Raw genomic sequence first — 15593 nt, 5'->3', positions numbered from 1 at the left:
AAGCTGGATGCTCGAACGGCGGAACTCTTGGCGTGCCAGGCGCGCCTGCCCTGACGCCGTCGGGCGCAGTGGGCGCAGATGGATCAAACTTCGTGAGGCTTGCAGGTTCTTCCGTAGACACCCTACCGGAGACAGCCCATGAGCAGACCCGAACAGCACAAGCCCGCCGACGGCCCTCATTCTTCCGAGCACGCGACACGCAAGAACGACCTGGGTTTCGACCCGGACTCCCCCGACCTGGAAGACCCGCAAGTCGACCCGCAAGGCCCGGCCAAGGCGCCTCGGGACGACGAAAAAAAGGATTGAACCAAGAAGGCTTCACCAGCGCCCCGAGGCGCTGGTGAAGGTCAGGTGCCGCCAGGTGCATTCAGCCTTGCGGCATTTTCTTGGCTTCCTCGACGCCTGCGGACGACAGCTTGATTGGGTAGTTCACGCTCAGCCGATGCTCGGCATCGACATCGACGCTGCCATCCTGGATCAACCCCTGCTCCTGCAGAGTCTTGAGCATCCCGGCCACGGCTTTTTCACCGCGGTAGTTGTCCAGCAGCTCCTTGCCCAGGCCTTGCGGGTGGGCATGGAACAGGCGGGTGAGGATTTCGGAACGTAGTGCATCGTTACTCATGGCGTGCCTCACACGTGCTGCAGGTCATTTGCCGTGCTTGGCCTGGAGCTGCTTGGCGTGCTCCAGGTGCTGCTCGAGCTTGGGCAGGGTTTCGCTGGCAAAGGCCTTGAGCTCGGGTTTGTCGGAGGTGTTCGCTTCGTCCTTGAACAGCTTCACGGCCTTTTCATGGGCCTCGACCTGGTTGTTGATATACGACTGGTCGAAGGACTCGTCGCGCCATTCCAGGATCATCTTCTTGACCTTGTCGGTCAGCGCGGCTTCGTCCGGCACGCTGATATCCAGCGAGCGGGCGATATCGCCGAGTTTCTGATTGGCCTGGGTGTGGTCGGTGACCATCTGTTGGGCGAAGGCCTTGATCTCAGGGTTCTTGCTCTTTTCCTGGGCCAAATTGCCCGTCACCACTTCGGCGATGCCCGACTCGGTGGCACTGTCGACGAAGTCGTTGGAGCTGGCGGCCAGCACATGCATCGAAGCCATGCCCAGCGCGACGGTCAGGCCGACCCGCTTGAGGAACAGATTGCTCATGTGTCACTCCTTATCCATTGGCGCGACCTCAGTGTCGCTTATGGTTGAGCACGGCCAGTGGGCAAAGGTTTGATTTTTCTGCACGCCACGAGGCAAGTGGTCATTGGGTTGAACGTTGCCGGCAACCAGCGCTCAGACATTCAAAGGTTGCACCGAGGAGCCTGCCCATGAGCATCGAACGCAGCATTCCCGAGCTCGAAGCCTGGTACGCCCAGTACGATGACGCGAGCTATCGGCGCGAGTCGCCGGATGCCTACCACCATGAACTGATCCGTACCGCCGAAGCCCTGCGCGACGATGGCGCCATCGACTGGGACGACTGGCTGGCGCTCAAGGCCCTGGCCGACCAGGCCCATGGCCGTGCGCTTGAAGAAGCGGTGCAGGCCCATGTCGATGACCCTGACGCATGAAGACCTTGAAGATCGCCACGTTCAACATCAACGGCATCCGCAGCCGCCTGCCCGGGCTTCTGGCCTGGCTGGCGCGCGAGCAACCGGACATCGCCTGCCTGCAGGAACTCAAGGCCGCCGACAAGGATTTCCCGCGCGATGCCCTGGAGGCCGCAGGCTATGGCTGCCTGCACCACGGTCAGCCGTCCTGGAACGGCGTGGCCATCCTGGCCCGGGGTAGCGAGCCGCTGGAGGTACGACGCGGCTTGCCAGGCATGGAGGCGGACAGCCAGAGCCGGTACCTGGAGGCCGCGGCCCATGGGGTATTGGTGGCATGCCTGTACCTGCCCAACGGCAACCCCCAGCCTGGGCCGAAGTTCGACTATAAACTGCGCTGGTTCCACTGCCTGAACGCGCACGCCCAGGGGCTGCTGGACAGCGGCCACCCAACGGTGCTGGCAGGGGACTTCAACGTGGTACCCACCGACCAGGACATCTACAACACGCGCTCCTGGCTCAAGGATGCGCTGCTCCAGCCCGAGAGCCGTGAATGCTACCGCCAGCTGCTGGCCCAGGGCTGGAGCGACGCCATCCGCCAGTTGCACCCGCACGAGCAGGTCTATACGTTCTGGGATTACTTCCGTAACCATTGGCAGCGCAACGCGGGCCTGCGCATCGACCACCTGCTGCTCAGCCCCGAGCTTGTACCACGGCTCGAGGCCGCCGGGGTGGATGCCTGGGTGCGCAACGAGCCGAAGGCGAGCGACCATGCGCCGGTCTGGGTCTCGCTGCAAACCGCGTCGTAGGCCAGCGCAAAGGTGCCAAGCGTTGTCTGCGTGCCTGGCACGCTGTTCTATAGTCATAGGCGGCGAGGGCGGGACAACAAGGGACTGTAATGGCTGCAAGCAGGAAACCGCACGAAGAGGGGCTTTTGGCGATCACCGGCGAAGGCCGGGCTGTCGCGTTGTTCCGCCTGGTGTTGAGCTTCATGGCCGTGGTGATGCTGGCTTTCGTCTCGGTCGAAAGCTGGCGGATCGCCCGTGACTACCGCCATGCGTCGCTGAATGCAGAGGACGCAGTGATCAACCTGGCCAGGGCCACCGCTCAGCACGCCGAAGATGCGATTCGCCAGGTCGACGCCATTACCGCAGCGTTGGCCGAACGGCTCGAAGGCGATGGCTTCGCCAACCTGGACCGGCCGCGCTTGCATGCCTTGCTCAAGCAGCAGAAGGCCATCATGCCGCAGCTGCACGGCCTGTTCGTCTACGACGCCGAGGGCCGCTGGGTGGTAACCGACCAGGCCTCGACGCCCAAGCACGCCAACAATGCCGACCGCGACTACTTCATCTATCACCGCACCCATACCGACCGCGGTGTGCGTATCGGTTCGGTGGTGCGCAGCCGTTCCACGGGCGACCTGGTGATCCCGATCTCTCGGCGCCTGGACCACCCGGACGGCCGTTTCGCCGGGGTGCTGCTGGGCACCATCAAAGTGGACTGGTTCGTACGCTACTACGGCGACTTCAAGATCGACGAACGCGGCGCGCTGGTACTGGCCAAGCGTGATGGCACCATCCTGGTCCGACGGCCGTTCGTCGAGCAGGTAGTGGGGCGCAGCCTGGCGGACAGCGAGATCTTCCGCAACCACCTGCCTTACGCCGACCAGGGCGTGGCCGAGGCGGTGGCGGTGGTCGACGGTACCCCGCGGCTGTATGCCTACCGGGCACTGTCCAGCTACCCACTGGTGGTGGAAGCCGGTTTGTCGCGGGAGTCGATCCTCGCCCCATGGCGCCACGACATGCTCAAGTCGGTCGCCGTGCTGCTGCTGTTGCTGGTGGGGCTGGCGACCTTCGGTTGGGTGGTGCTGCGCCAGCTACGCGAGCGCATCGTCATCGAACGCGCCTTGCACCAGGCGCACCAGACCCTCAAGTCCCTGGCGCTGACCGACAGCCTGACAGGCCTGGGTAACCGGCGCCGGCTCGACGGTGTGTTCGACGCGGAGATTCGCCGGGCCCGCCGCCAAGGCTACCCGTTGGCGCTGGTGATGATGGACCTGGACTACTTCAAGGCCTACAACGACCGCTATGGCCACCCCGGCGGCGACCAGTGCCTGCGACGCGTGGGCGAAGTGCTGCGCCATGCGCTGAAGCGCCCAGGCGATCTGGCGGTGCGCTATGGCGGCGAGGAGTTCACCTTGCTGCTGCCGAACACCGACGCCCAGGGTGCGGTGGCGATCGTGCAGGAGATCCTGACCTTGCTGCGCCGGCAGATGATCGAACATGCCGGCAGCCCGCTGGGGCATGTCACCGCCAGTGCGGGCATCGCGGTGGGGTACCCAGGGCCTGAAACGATCACGCCGGAAAACCTGATGGCGACGGCGGATGGCGCCCTGTACGAGGCCAAACGGCAAGGGCGGGACCGCTATCAGCTGGCCACCGGTGCGCTGACCGGCACCCATTCGTGAGCGATCAAGCCGCCGGCACGATCGTCAATGCCATCGCGCAGCGCCCGGTCAGGCCGTGGGCGCGTTCGGCCTGCAGGATATCGCCCAGGCGGGCGTCCAGTTGTGCGGGGTCGATGATTTTGAACCCGTGCCGGGCGTAGAACGGCGCGTTCCAGGGGACCTCGGCGAAGGTCGTCAGGGTGACGACCCGCTTGCCGTGGCTCCGCGCGATGCTGATTGCTTGCTGGAGCAGGGCGCGCCCCATCCCTAGGCCCTGGGCCTGCGCGCTCACCGACACTTCGTGGATATGCAGCCAGTCGTGTGCCTGTTCGGTGCAAACGAAACCTCGCGGGCAGTCGTTGCCGTCCACCGCCACCCAGCTGCCTTGCCCGGCAATGAAGGCCCGGTGGGCGTTTTCGTCCAGCACATCGCCGGTGGCCAGCCAAGCCAGGTCGGGCAAACGCAGGAAGGCCTGGGCCGCCGAGCGCTCGATGGCGGCAAGCAAGGGGACATCATGAAGGCGGGTAGGGCGAATGTGCATGAGCGGTCCCTGGCAAAATACCCAGTCTGCGAGCCCTGCCGCGCCAAGGCAAGGCTCGCCAGCGGCTCATTCGCCGACCAGCTCGCGCAGCTGCCAGCGCACCGAGCTGACGCCTTTTTCGAGGCTTACCCGGCTGACCAGGCGTTCCAGCTGGGTAGGGGCCTGCGGTGTACCGAGCAGCTCGGCGCGCACCTCCAGGCGCGCGGGGTTGGCCAGGTCTTCGCTGTGCAGCGACTGCAGGCGCAGGCCGGGGTCGCTGAGGCTGTGCAACATCAGGCTGCGTACCTGGATTTCGTCCTCGGCGCGGCAGACGATGCGGACCTCGAAACGCTGCTCCACCTCGCTGGCCGGCAGCACCTCCTGGCGGTCCAGGCGCTGGGCGATGTCGCGCAGCAGGATATTGGCGCACAGCACCACCAGGCTGCCCAATGCGGCCTCGAGGAGTAGGCCCAGGCTGCACAGCACACCAATGGCGGCCGTGCACCAAAGTGTGGCTGCGGTGTTCAGGCCTCGCACGTTGAAACCGTCGCGCATGATCACGCCACCACCGAGAAACCCGATACCGGACACCACGTAGGCGGCGATTCGCGAAGCATCGGTGGGTGCCATGCCAGGCACCGCCTGGGTCATGAGCACGAACAGGCACGCGCCGGTGCTGACCAGCGCATTGGTGCGCAGGCCGGTCAGGCGCTGGCGCAGTTGACGTTCGGCACCGATCAGGGCGCCGAGTACCAGGGCTACGCTGACGCGCAGCAGAAAGACTTTCCAATCCATAGCAAACCTCATTTCCCGGGCACATGCCCGTGGGGCGCCGCCTGCGGCGCAACTGAAAACAACGAGTGCGAGGACCACATGCCTGCGTGCTGGGCACAAGGGCAGGTAGGAAAGAAGGGGAGACATCGACCCGCCTGGGCCGTGATGAACCACCGTCTACCGTGTGCGGCAAGACAGTGGCAAGAGGGCTGCCGGACTAGCTTGCCGTGTGGGCCTGTCGCAATCGACTGGGGCTACTGTCCAATGCAGGACTCCTGTTGTGGGATGCAAAACTGCGCCGCGGACCTTACGCCTGGCGCCAGGCAGGGTCAAGGACAGTTGCGTGACAATTGCGCGATCTGGGAAATTTCCTTCATGAAACCGGAGGTTCGGCGACCGGACTTTCATGAAAAAGGCCTCTGAAGCGCGCCCAGGCGGTGTTAACCTTGCGCCCTTCGTTACAACCTCGGACCGTTACATGCTGTTCAATCTCGCCATCCTGTTCGGCACGCTGGTGGCCATGGAGGGCGTCGGCACGCTGGCCCACAAGTACGTCATGCATGGCTGGGGCTGGTGGCTGCACCGCTCGCACCATGAGCCCCACCTGGGCATGCTGGAGACCAACGACCTGTACCTGGTGGCACTCGCCCTGATCGCCTCGGGCCTGGTCGCCCTGGGCAAGGCCGGGTACGCACCGCTGCAATGGGTCGGCGCTGGCGTGGCGGGCTACGGCGTGTTGTATGTACTGGCCCACGATGGCTTCTTCCATCGCCACTGGCCCCAGGCGCCGAAGCCGGTGAACCGCTACCTGCGACGCCTGTATCGGGCCCATCGGCTGCACCACGCGCTGCCCGGACGCAAGGGCAGCGTGTCGTTCGGGTTCTTCTATGCACCGCCTTTGCGGGTGCTCAAGCGCCAGGTACGCGAGCGTCGGGCACAAGGCCTGTAGACACGTCAGGCCTTGCGGCGCAGCATCAGAATGAAGAACAGGCCGCCGATGGCGGCGGTGGCGATGCCGATGGGCAGGTCCTGAGGCGCGATCAACGTACGTGCGCCGATGTCCACCCAGACCATGAACAGCGCCCCGAGCAAGGCACAGGCCGGGAGCAGCCGTCGATGTTCGGCGCCTACCAGCCGGCGGGCGACATGGGGCAGCATCAGGCCGACAAAGCCGATGGCCCCGGACAACGACACCAGCACGCCTGTGAGCAGCGCACACCCCACGAACACCTGGGCTCTTACCCGACGGGGCTCGAAGCCCAGGCTGACGGCTGTCTGTTCGCCGCTCATCAAACCATTGAGGGCCCGCGCCAGGCTCATCAGCAAGGCAAAGCCCGCCAGCACGCACAGTGCCGGCAGCCACAGCAGCGACCACTGCGCCAGGCCCAGGCCGCCCAGCATCCAGAACATCACCGAGCTGGCCGCATGTGGGTCGCCGGTGTAGAGCAGCAGGTTGGCCAGGGCCATGATCACGAAGGACACGGCCACCCCCGCGAGCAGCAGCCGGTCGCTGTCCAGGCGCCCGCGTCGGCTGGCCACCGCCAATACCAGCAGCATGCTGGCCAGCGCGCCGATGAACGCCGCAAGCGGCAGGCTGAACGGGCCGGCGAAGGCGCCCAGAAACAGCACCACTAGGACAGCGCCCAGCACCGCACCGGAACTGACCCCGAGCAGATGCGGATCGGCCAGCGGGTTGCGGGTCACGGCCTGCAATGCACCACCGACCAAGGCCAGGCCTGCACCCACCAGCGCACCGAGCAGCACCCGCGGCGCGCGGATCTGCCAGACGATCTGTGCCTGGCCCCGGCTCCATTCCCCTGGGTCGGCCAGGCCTGCCTGTTGCAACACGATACCCAGCACATCGGCCAGGGGTACCTGGGCAGCACCGAACCCCAGGGACACCAGACACGAGCACAGCATTGCCATCAGCAGCGCGACGAGCAACAACCGGTAGGCGCGACGATCACGTATCGGCATCACTGCAGTGTGCCTGCGAACAGGCGGGGATGCAGCGCCGCTGCCAACTGCTCGATGGCGCTGGCGTTGTCCACCGATGGGGTGACCTGAATATAGGAGAGCACCACGAAACGTCGTTCGCGGATGGCCGTCACCTCGCCCAGGGCCGGGTGCGCGAGCAGGAAGTCGCGCTTCTGCTGCCAGGAGGTCGGGCCGTAGTCGACGATCACGATCACCTGCGGGTCGCGCTCCACCACGCTCTCCCAGTTCACTTCGGTCCAGCTGGCGTTGACATCGGCCATTACATTGTCACCGCCGGCCGCCTCGATCAGCGCTTGGGGCATGCCGAGGCGGCCGGAGGTGGTGGGGCGGTCTTCGCCGCTGTCATAGAGAAATACACGGGGCGCCTGGGAGGCAGCGGCGACCTGCGCCTGCACACGCGCCACGCGCTGGCGCAGGGTGGCGATCAGGGCCTGGGCCTGCTGGCGAACGTCGAAGATGCGCCCCAGGTTGTCCAGGTCCCGGTACAGGTCATCGAGGCTGGCGCGGTGCTGGGGCATGACCCGCGAGCAGGACTCGCTGAGCTCGTACACCGGGATGCCGAACGGTGCCAGGGCCTGTGGCGTGACCGGGCCGCCCACGTACATGCCGTAGCCCCAGCCGGCAAAGAGGAAGTCGACGTTGGCATCGAGCAGGGTTTCCACCGATGGGTAGCGTGGCGCGAGTTCCGGCAGGCCGTCCAGGGCACCCGTCATGGTTGGGTCAAGGGTCTTCCAGCCACTGATGCCGGTGAAGCCAACCATACGCTCGCGCAACCCCAGGGCCAGGAGCATGCCGGTCAGGTTGCTGTCATGGCTCACCGCCCGCTGGGGCGGCTGGCTGAAGGTGACATCGCGCTCGCAGCTGCGCACGGTCACGGGGTAGTCGCCTGCCCAGGCGACGAAGGGCAGGGCGGCCAGCAGGGCCAGGCAGGTGAGGCTTCGCTTCATGCGGGGCTGATCCAGGTGATGCGTGGGTGAAAGGCCACGGGGTGACGGTCGACCAGTGCCCGTACACCGAAAACTTCGGCCAGGCATTGTTCGGTCAGTACCTCGGCCGGAGTGCCGTGGGCAACGATGCGACCGGCCTCGATGACATACAGCCGGTCACAGAAGGCCGCAGCCAGGTTCAGGTCGTGGAAACTGGCGAGCAGGCTCAGGCCTGTGGCGCGCAAGTGCTCCAGCAAGGCCAACTGGTAGCGAGGGTCCAGGTGGTTGGTGGGTTCGTCGAGGATCAACAGGCGCGGTTGCTGGACCAGCGCGCGAGCCAACAGCACGCGCTGCTTCTCGCCACCGGACAACGGGGTAAAGCCATGATCGCTGCGCTCTTGCAGGCCCAGGCGATGCAGGCTGGCGTTCACCAGCGCATCGTCATCATCGCCGTCGAACCAACCCTGGTGCGGCGCGCGGCCCATGGCGACCACATCGCGTACGCTCAGGCCAAAATCCTCGGGAAACTCTTGGAGCATCACCGCGATGCGCTGCGCCACCCAGCGCGCCGGGCGCTGCCAGATGTCCTCGTTTTCGAGCAGCACGCGCCCGCCATCAGGCCGTGTGAAGCGATAGGCGCAGCGCAGCAGGCTGGTCTTGCCGCTGCCGTTGGGGCCGATCAGGCCGACGCATTCACCGGGGAGTACCTCCAGGTCAATGCCGTCGAGCAGCCGCCGGCCACCAGGCGATGGTGCCCAGTGCAAACCTTCGAGACGCAGGGTAGGGGCAGACATGACGAGCAACCGTACCGGGAATGAATGTAACCCGACGATGACGGCGCGCAAGGGAATCGCGGGCAAGCTGCTGCCCAAGACCGGCCCGCGCCCGCCCACCGCGGGAGTTGCCAAACGAGGTGACAGGCCGGTCTCCGGGCTTGCGAGAGGCGTGAGGCATTCACCTTCCCATGCCGGTGGCACAGTGGCGTATCGAATGCATCGCTCGCTTACCGTTGCGGGGGCAGCGCCGGACTGATCGCACAAGGCGAGGCACCGGCTTCCCGTTTAATCCCCGGCGCGGCGGCAGGGGACACCTGAAACTGGGGCGCATCTGAGCATTTATGGGGTGGGGAGTCAACTTGCAGGGCGGTCGTTATGGCATCGCACGCAGCCAAAACCTGAACCGGCGCACCCGGTTCAGGTTTTGGCGCGCGGCAGCTTACGAGACGAAGTCGGTGGAAAGAGACAACACGTCGAACATCAAGGCCTCGAAGATCACCAGCAGGTTCAGGTCAATACGACGCAGGTCGTTGCGGTTCAGGCATTCGCCTCGTCCTGCGCGTCCTGGCTAAGAAGCCGCGCTGTTGAAACTGCAGCCTGGAGATCAAGATGGCTCGAGGCAAACGACTTCATCAGGAGCGAGCGGGGAAGAGCCCAATCCCATTTCTCTTGGATCATGTTTTCGACGTTCTCCAATATGGACTCTACATCTGAGATGTCCATCTGGCCGACCACGCGCAACGCTCGCAGCGTATCCTCCCCACCGAATGCAACTTCCAGGAAGAGTCCCGTATTTTCACACTGAATGCCCACATGCCTGAGCAACAAGGCCAGCGCATCGTTGGTATAGTCCCCTCGCCAGGTCGCGACGTGGCTTACGCTAGCTGAGCCAACAATCGCAGCGGCACTCAAGCCGAGGGCACGGAAGTTACTCCGAGCTTCCTCCAGTAGGGCTTGAGCATGCTTGTCCAGGAAGGGACAAGGGGTGGTTTCCGTCAGTACGTTTCGCATTTCAAGCCTGACGCGATCATCCACCTGCGCGCCTAGCCCATCAAACTGAGGGGGCTCGCCGCCCCGCGCCGGCGTGACCACGATCACCTTCGCTTCAAGGTCGACGTCCTGAACCTGCCAGCGTCTGCCGCCGAAAATGATACGTTGCTCCTTGGTCAGGGGTTTGCTGATGGGCAGCGAGCCAAGTGGTTTGCCATTCTGGAGCAAACGAAACTCTTCATCACTCGTGAAGGCGGTGTAGAACTCATAGTGGTTGATTAACCGCTCCCCGAGTTCGCCTGGCAGCAGAAGTCCTGAGCTGTCCTGGACGATCAACTCTTTCTCACCCATACCTTTGAGCAAAGACAGGAAATCAGGCTTGGTGACGCTCGCAAAACTGCCGCTAGCTATGAGATTTCCCCATAATTGCGCCGCCGAGGCACCGCCGAGCTGAGCAATCGAAGACAAGCACTGCTGCACCAGTGTCGAGGCGTGTAGGCCTTCCGACCGTGGTGGTTCAAACCATCCATTGATCAGCAAGCGGATCATGGCGACCGTTTGGACAAGGCCCTCACGTAACTGATCGGAGAGATTAGACTGATCCGTTAAGGGGCGCTCTCGGCAGTACGCTCTGAGCATAGCAGGCTCACCGGGTCGACGACCTGAGCGGCCAAGCCGTTGCCTGAGACTCGCAACAGAGGGGGGGGAGCCGATCTGTGCGACCGTCCTGATGTTACCGATGTCGATACCCAGCTCAAGGGTGGTAGTGCATACGGCAGAAGCTGGAGGGTCTCCCGCCTTCAACGCCTGTTCGGCATCCTGGCGGAGGTCCTTGGACAAGCTACCGTGGTGCGGCCAGAACTCGTTTGGCACTCCATCGTTCTCGCACAGTGAACGCAGACGGTCGGCAAACCATTCAACCTCCTGGCGCCTGTTGGGGAAGATCAGGTTGTTATGCCCCCTGAGTACCTTATACAAGTGACCTGCGATAGCCACTTTCGTACCTGAGGTGTCTTCCTTCTCGGCGCTTTCATCTGTTGATGCATTGTCAGGGTGTTCGGCCACCAGTTGCTGCATGGGCTGTTCAATGTACCCACGTACCTGCACCTGGAGTTCCTGGCCAGAGGATTTCGACTCGATGACAGTAATGTCATCGGGGCGAACTGGCCTCAGAAATTTTCGGGCCAGCGACATCTCCCCAAGCGTCGCCGAAAGTCCTACACGAGGCAGGGCCCTACCTACGACGATCTCAACCCGTTGCATAAGCGATTGCAGCTGCTTACCGCGTTCACTGCCAATGAAGGCATGGAGCTCATCGACGACGATATAGCGCAGGTTCTGAAAAGCTCCAGGCAAACTCGAGCCTCTGTTCACGAACAGCGCCTCGAGCGACTCCGGAGTGATCAGCAAGATGCCTTCGGGTGATTTCAAGAACCGTTGTTTCTTACTTGCTGCCACATCACCATGCCAAGCAACGACAGGCAGCTCTAGCCGCTCGCACAGCCGGCTGAGTCTGTCCCACTGGTCGTTGATCAGTGCCTTGAGTGGGCTGATATACAGCACTGCGCCGGCAGGCTCACAGTCGTTGAGTAGGTTGGTCAGGATGGGGAGGAATGCAGCCTCCGTTTTGCCTGCCGCGGTGGACGCAGCAATGATCACATCGCGATCAGCGCCCACCAACGCCGGTACCGACCACTCCTGGGCATCACGTAACGACGTCCACCCCTGTGACCAGATCCATTGCTGGACCTCGGGGTGCAGACGTTCAAAAGAAGAAGAGTCAGAGCTTGAAGCTGGCGAGCTCATCGTCGGCCTCTACTTCAAGATCCTGTTGCCCAGCCTCATCCTTGGCCAGCTCCACGGCGCCCAGCAAGGTACGCCAATCCACTGTAGGGTTTTGCTCGATCACCGCGAGCAGGTTGATGAAAGCTGTAATGGTCGTGCGTGGCGTCCGGAAGTACGCCTCGCCCAAGCGCTGGTTGCAGTGCGCCATGAAAGCGGGGATTGCTTCGTCCGGCAGCAAGAACTTTTCAGGCTCGCCGAAGGCGTAGACGTTACGCAGCTTTTGTAGCAGCACATAGAAGTCTTCTGGGGTCAGGCTGCTGAGTCGAATGACCGGCCCAGAAAGATCGACCAGGCCGGATTTAGCAAAGCTGTTTTCAGCGAGGCGCGACTGGAGGGCAGGGTAACTATAGAGCCCGCGACGCGTGTCCATCAGAAACTCAGGTGTGCCCCCCAGGACAAAGCCCAGGCCTTCAGCGGAGCCCTGCAGAGAATCGTTGAGGATGCGCAGGATCTGTTCGTAGTTGGCGTTGCGGGCTTGGGTGTTCGCCAGTTTGTACAAGTTTACTAATTCATCCAGGCAGACCATCAAGCCGCCAAAACCTGCTAAACGCACAAACCGTGATAGCAGCTTCAACTGGTCGTAGACGGAGGCATCGTCGACGATCGTACGTACGCCGAGCGCAGCCCGAGCATCGGTCTTGGTGGAAAATTCGCCGCGCAGCCAGCGGATGGCATCAGCTTTGAGCTGCTCATTGCCTTCTTCGAAACCGCGACAGTAAGCAGCAATGACGTCGGCAAAGTCATAGCCGTTGACCATCTCGGTGAGCTCTGCCAGGTACTCACGAATGACGACCTCGCTCTCAACACCTTTGGCCTTGGCTTCCGCTTTAGCCTGGGAAATGAATTTCTCGACGATACCCTGGAGTGCACCGCCGTCGGGTTTGGTACGCGTGGACATGTTCTTGGCGAGCTCCGAGTAAAGTGAGCGCGCTTGACCGCCTGAGGCGTGAAGCCGGCGGTCTGGATTCAAGTCGGCGTGCATGGTGACGAGCTTTCGCTCCATGGCGATGCCGCGCACCAGATTGAGGAAGAAGGTTTTACCTGCACCGTATTCGCCGACAACGACCCGAAATGCCGAGCCGCCATCCGCGAGACGATCCACATCCTTGAGCAGGGAATCGAGTTCTCCTGCTCGACCTACCTGAATCAGATGCTGCCCCACACGGGGCACAACGCCCGCTCGCAGCGATTGAATGACCGCGTCGCGATCCTTGGCTCGTATCTTACTCATAGGGCTAATTCATCCAGAATTTCAGGGTTGATTTCGATAGGGTCGTCGCCTTCAGTCACGGGCATGTCGAACAGCTCAAACGCTGTGTCGTTGATCCGTTCTAGAGCGCCATCCAACATCAGATCCATATCACTGGCTGCGTCTTCCAGCTCAGCGCGGCTCCATTCAGTCCTAGAAACCAATAGACGGAGAAACGCGGAATGCTCGACGTCCAAACCATGTACGGTAGCAAGCTGTTCGGCGGTACTGCCTTCCTGTTCTTGGGGGGCCTCTTGTCCCGAGGCATTAGGTGTTTCAGTAGGCGATTCTTCATTGAAGACGCTTGCCAGAAGCGCCGACACTTCTGCTGTTTCTTGTTGCAGACGAGCGACCTTGTCCATGTCCAAGGCAAAGCCTGAACCACTGCTTTCTGAAGACGGTGCCATAGTGGCCGATGCGGCAGTCGCAGTCATTGCCTCCACGACTTGGGGAGGGCGAACGGCTGCGCTATGTAGGTCGCTATAGACGAACTGTGGATCGAGAGCGAGCGATTTGTACACGCGCTCAAGCAGCTTCACTTCCTGCGGTGTCACCTCACCATCGGCTTGCGCCAGATGAGCCAGGAAACTGGCAATTTTTCGTTTGGCCTCAAGGGGCAGCGGCTCAAGTTTCTTCTTGAGGCTTACCAGCGTGGGCGGCTGCTTCAATTGAATCTGGAGATGCGCCTTCAAGCGTTTGCGGTGCGCGACGCAGAGGTGATCCCATGAGTCAATGTGTCCTGACAACAGATTCACCTCCTCAAGCGAGGTGTCACCGTCTGCCGCAGCGACTGCACTGGCCAGATCTAAGGTCACTGCTGCAGCGCTGTAAGCATCGGTAGAACGAAGGGTTCCTTCGTCAGAGTCCACAGCGAACAGCGCGATGGTGTCTTCTGCCTTGGGCGTACGGCTGCCAGAAAGGACATCGGGCTCCAATCCAATTCGCTTGCTTTCCAAGGCCCGGGCGAGTGCGACGACTTTGTCGCGGGAGAGCGCGCCGGCTGATTTGAATCGGCCTGCCAGCTCACCGAAACTCATGCAAATGGTTTCGCCCCCGACACGTTGCTCCAACTGTTCGAGCTCTGCTTTTGCTTCAGCAGGCCAGAGTTCTGTTGGCAACTGCAGGATGGCTTCCAGGCTATCCCCGGCGTCTGGATTGCGCCCCAGGTACCGACTGTAAGCGTCAAGCACGGTGGTGCAGTCCTCGACAATGACCTGCAGCTTGTTACGCGTTCCCGAAGTTGCCGCAACATCGGGAAGGTCACCTACGGCCACTGCCGGAATGCTCAACCCGGCGGAAGCAGGACGATAGGCAATTTTCAGCTTGGTCTTGTTCTGAGGAAGCACAATGCCGTTGGGGTAGTGCTTCGCAAATTCGTTCTTGAAGAGCGCTGCAAATTGCTCCGGGCACCTTGTCACAGGTGTACGCCTGGAAATGTTCGGTTCCGCAAGCGCCCAGGCCAATGCCCAGCTCGGATTGAGTGGGTACTTATCTACGGCCATCTGACCCAACGCGACCCTCAGTGACATGGGCAGCTCATATCCATCTGCGGCACTGGCGGCGGGCTCATTCATGTAACTCTGAGGTTGAACAGAACCCGCGTCGATATGAGCGAGGAAGCGGGTAGCGTAGCCGCGGAAAGAATTGTTGTCGCCGTAGAGACCAAGCAAGCGCTCGACCTCAGCCTTGATGACTGGGATCTCTGCCTTGGCCTGAGGGTCAGTCAGTGCATCGACCAGCGCGCGGCGCTCAAGCCCGTAGAAAAACAGGAACACATAACCTGCATCGGCAGGCTGGCGGCGACCACCTGCCAACCATTGGAGATACGCTCGCCGCGCCTCAGGCGTGATGCTTCGGTAGCTTGGCCAGTAGGGCATCTGCCGCTCGGTGAGATTCATAGGTGAGCGCGCGACTCGGAGCGTAGCATCGATCAAGGACGGTTCAGTCTGGCCGAACTGTGTCGCTCGTTCGGTGATGTAGAGCATTCCGCCTGGGATGGCCAGCCCAGCCACGTTGATGGAGTCACCTTCAGCAAGCCAACGAACCCCGGTGGGCTTAGCACTTGGCTTTGGGATGGCGTAGCTCTGACTATCACTGGACGAGCCGATTTGGACGGTATGGAAATCTCGCTCGCGGGTATTAGTGCTGAACTGGACGGTTACTGTGGGGGAGGTTGCTTGTCGAGAAGACGCAGCGATCTCCGTGGCAATATCGTCTTCAGGAACGTAGGGCTTTGCCTGGGTGGTGCGCCTAACCGCCCATATCAAAACGCCTATGCCCAGGATCACCCCAAGGGCGATCCACACCTGTTTTGGAATCTGTGCCAAGAGGGCAACGACGAACAACAAGGCGTACAGAGCGATCGACCCGCCGCCGCCCCCTTTGAGCTTCCGTGGCATATGAGTGTTCCGTAAAGTGGGTAATGGCCAAGTGATATTCTTGCGGATTTTCCATGACCGGCCAAGCCGTCTGTGCGAACGATGTCAACTTAGCGACGAACGCCTACCGAGCACGTGTCCCTACTTGGCAGAGAGGG

Annotated in this window: 16 protein-coding genes and 1 riboswitch (1 of these 17 cut by a window edge); of the genes, 6 read left to right on the top strand and 10 right to left on the bottom strand. The window is 62.3% G+C overall.

Annotated elements, in window-relative coordinates; all coding sequences use genetic code 11:
• Positions 1-54 carry the end of a DNA-binding protein gene (locus ACXHGZ_RS10305; protein ID WP_480463703.1) on the top strand. 813 nt of this gene lie to the left of the window's left edge, so the window shows 54 of its 867 coding nt (coding positions 814-867); the start codon falls outside the window, past its left edge; its stop codon occupies positions 52-54.
• A gap of 84 nt (positions 55-138) precedes the next feature.
• Entirely contained in the window at positions 139-306 is a 168-nt protein-coding gene (locus tag ACXHGZ_RS10300; RefSeq protein ID WP_480463702.1) for a DUF6021 family protein, read from the top strand.
• A 61-nt stretch (positions 307-367) separates the two neighbouring features.
• Here the strand turns inward: ACXHGZ_RS10300 and ACXHGZ_RS10295 are convergent, their stop codons facing one another.
• A complete protein-coding gene (locus ACXHGZ_RS10295) occupies positions 368-622 on the bottom strand; it encodes a hypothetical protein (RefSeq protein ID WP_084857850.1) in 255 nt (84 codons plus the stop codon).
• A gap of 24 nt (positions 623-646) precedes the next feature.
• Complete coding sequence (locus tag ACXHGZ_RS10290; protein WP_084857851.1) at positions 647-1147, bottom strand: DUF4142 domain-containing protein; 501 nt, start codon at positions 1145-1147, stop codon at positions 647-649.
• A 167-nt stretch (positions 1148-1314) separates the two neighbouring features.
• On the opposite strand from ACXHGZ_RS10290, the gene ACXHGZ_RS10285 reads away from it, so the two are divergent.
• The 3 genes from ACXHGZ_RS10285 (at position 1315) to ACXHGZ_RS10275 (ending at position 4000) form a co-directional block, all read left to right on the top strand.
• Positions 1315-1557 carry a hypothetical protein gene (locus ACXHGZ_RS10285; protein WP_084857852.1) on the top strand — a complete coding sequence of 81 codons (243 nt, stop codon included), beginning with the start codon at positions 1315-1317 and terminating at the stop codon, positions 1555-1557.
• The gene (gene xth / locus ACXHGZ_RS10280; protein ID WP_480463699.1) at positions 1554-2342 is read left to right on the top strand and encodes an exodeoxyribonuclease III; all 789 of its coding nucleotides are present in this window, start codon (positions 1554-1556) and stop codon (positions 2340-2342) included. The genes ACXHGZ_RS10285 and xth overlap by 4 nt, the downstream gene beginning before the upstream one ends.
• Positions 2343-2431: 89 nt before the next feature.
• Entirely contained in the window at positions 2432-4000 is a 1569-nt protein-coding gene (locus ACXHGZ_RS10275) for a sensor domain-containing diguanylate cyclase (RefSeq protein WP_480463698.1), read from the top strand.
• 4 nt (positions 4001-4004) lie between these two features.
• Here ACXHGZ_RS10275 and ACXHGZ_RS10270 read toward each other — a convergent pair whose 3' ends face one another.
• Positions 4005-4520 carry a GNAT family N-acetyltransferase gene (locus ACXHGZ_RS10270; RefSeq protein WP_480463696.1) on the bottom strand — a complete coding sequence of 172 codons (516 nt, stop codon included), beginning with the start codon at positions 4518-4520 and terminating at the stop codon, positions 4005-4007.
• A gap of 66 nt (positions 4521-4586) precedes the next feature.
• Positions 4587-5294 carry an MgtC/SapB family protein gene (locus tag ACXHGZ_RS10265; protein WP_084857856.1) on the bottom strand — a complete coding sequence of 236 codons (708 nt, stop codon included), beginning with the start codon at positions 5292-5294 and terminating at the stop codon, positions 4587-4589.
• Between the two features lie 457 nt (positions 5295-5751).
• Between ACXHGZ_RS10265 and ACXHGZ_RS10260 the strand changes: the two genes are divergently transcribed.
• A complete protein-coding gene (locus tag ACXHGZ_RS10260; protein WP_480463694.1) occupies positions 5752-6222 on the top strand; it encodes a sterol desaturase family protein in 471 nt (156 codons plus the stop codon).
• Between the two features lie 5 nt (positions 6223-6227).
• On the opposite strand, the gene ACXHGZ_RS10255 is transcribed toward ACXHGZ_RS10260, so the two are convergent.
• From ACXHGZ_RS10255 to ACXHGZ_RS10230, 6 genes are all read right to left on the bottom strand, one after another.
• Positions 6228-7250 carry a FecCD family ABC transporter permease gene (locus tag ACXHGZ_RS10255; RefSeq protein ID WP_480463693.1) on the bottom strand — a complete coding sequence of 341 codons (1023 nt, stop codon included), beginning with the start codon at positions 7248-7250 and terminating at the stop codon, positions 6228-6230.
• The gene (locus ACXHGZ_RS10250; RefSeq protein ID WP_480463692.1) at positions 7250-8218 is read right to left on the bottom strand and encodes an ABC transporter substrate-binding protein; all 969 of its coding nucleotides are present in this window, start codon (positions 8216-8218) and stop codon (positions 7250-7252) included. Before ACXHGZ_RS10250 ends, ACXHGZ_RS10255 begins: the two co-directional genes overlap by 1 nt.
• Positions 8215-8991, bottom strand: coding sequence for an ABC transporter ATP-binding protein (locus ACXHGZ_RS10245; RefSeq protein WP_480463691.1), 777 nt, complete (start codon positions 8989-8991; stop codon positions 8215-8217). Before ACXHGZ_RS10245 ends, ACXHGZ_RS10250 begins: the two co-directional genes overlap by 4 nt.
• A 108-nt stretch (positions 8992-9099) precedes the next feature.
• A riboswitch (cobalamin riboswitch) is annotated at positions 9100-9306 on the bottom strand.
• Between the two features lie 204 nt (positions 9307-9510).
• The gene (locus ACXHGZ_RS10240; protein WP_480464029.1) at positions 9511-11700 is read right to left on the bottom strand and encodes a DEAD/DEAH box helicase; all 2190 of its coding nucleotides are present in this window, start codon (positions 11698-11700) and stop codon (positions 9511-9513) included.
• 43 nt (positions 11701-11743) lie between these two features.
• Positions 11744-13039 (bottom strand): ATP-binding protein, encoded by a 1296-nt coding sequence (locus ACXHGZ_RS10235; RefSeq protein ID WP_480463690.1) that lies wholly within the window; start codon positions 13037-13039, stop codon positions 11744-11746.
• Positions 13036-15456 carry a tellurite resistance TerB family protein gene (locus ACXHGZ_RS10230; protein WP_480463689.1) on the bottom strand — a complete coding sequence of 807 codons (2421 nt, stop codon included), beginning with the start codon at positions 15454-15456 and terminating at the stop codon, positions 13036-13038. Before ACXHGZ_RS10230 ends, ACXHGZ_RS10235 begins: the two co-directional genes overlap by 4 nt.
• Positions 15457-15593: the final 137 nt, after the last annotated feature.

The organism is Pseudomonas shiyinii (genome assembly GCF_056725765.1).
This window is presented reverse-complemented; position numbering and strand designations above follow the sequence as displayed.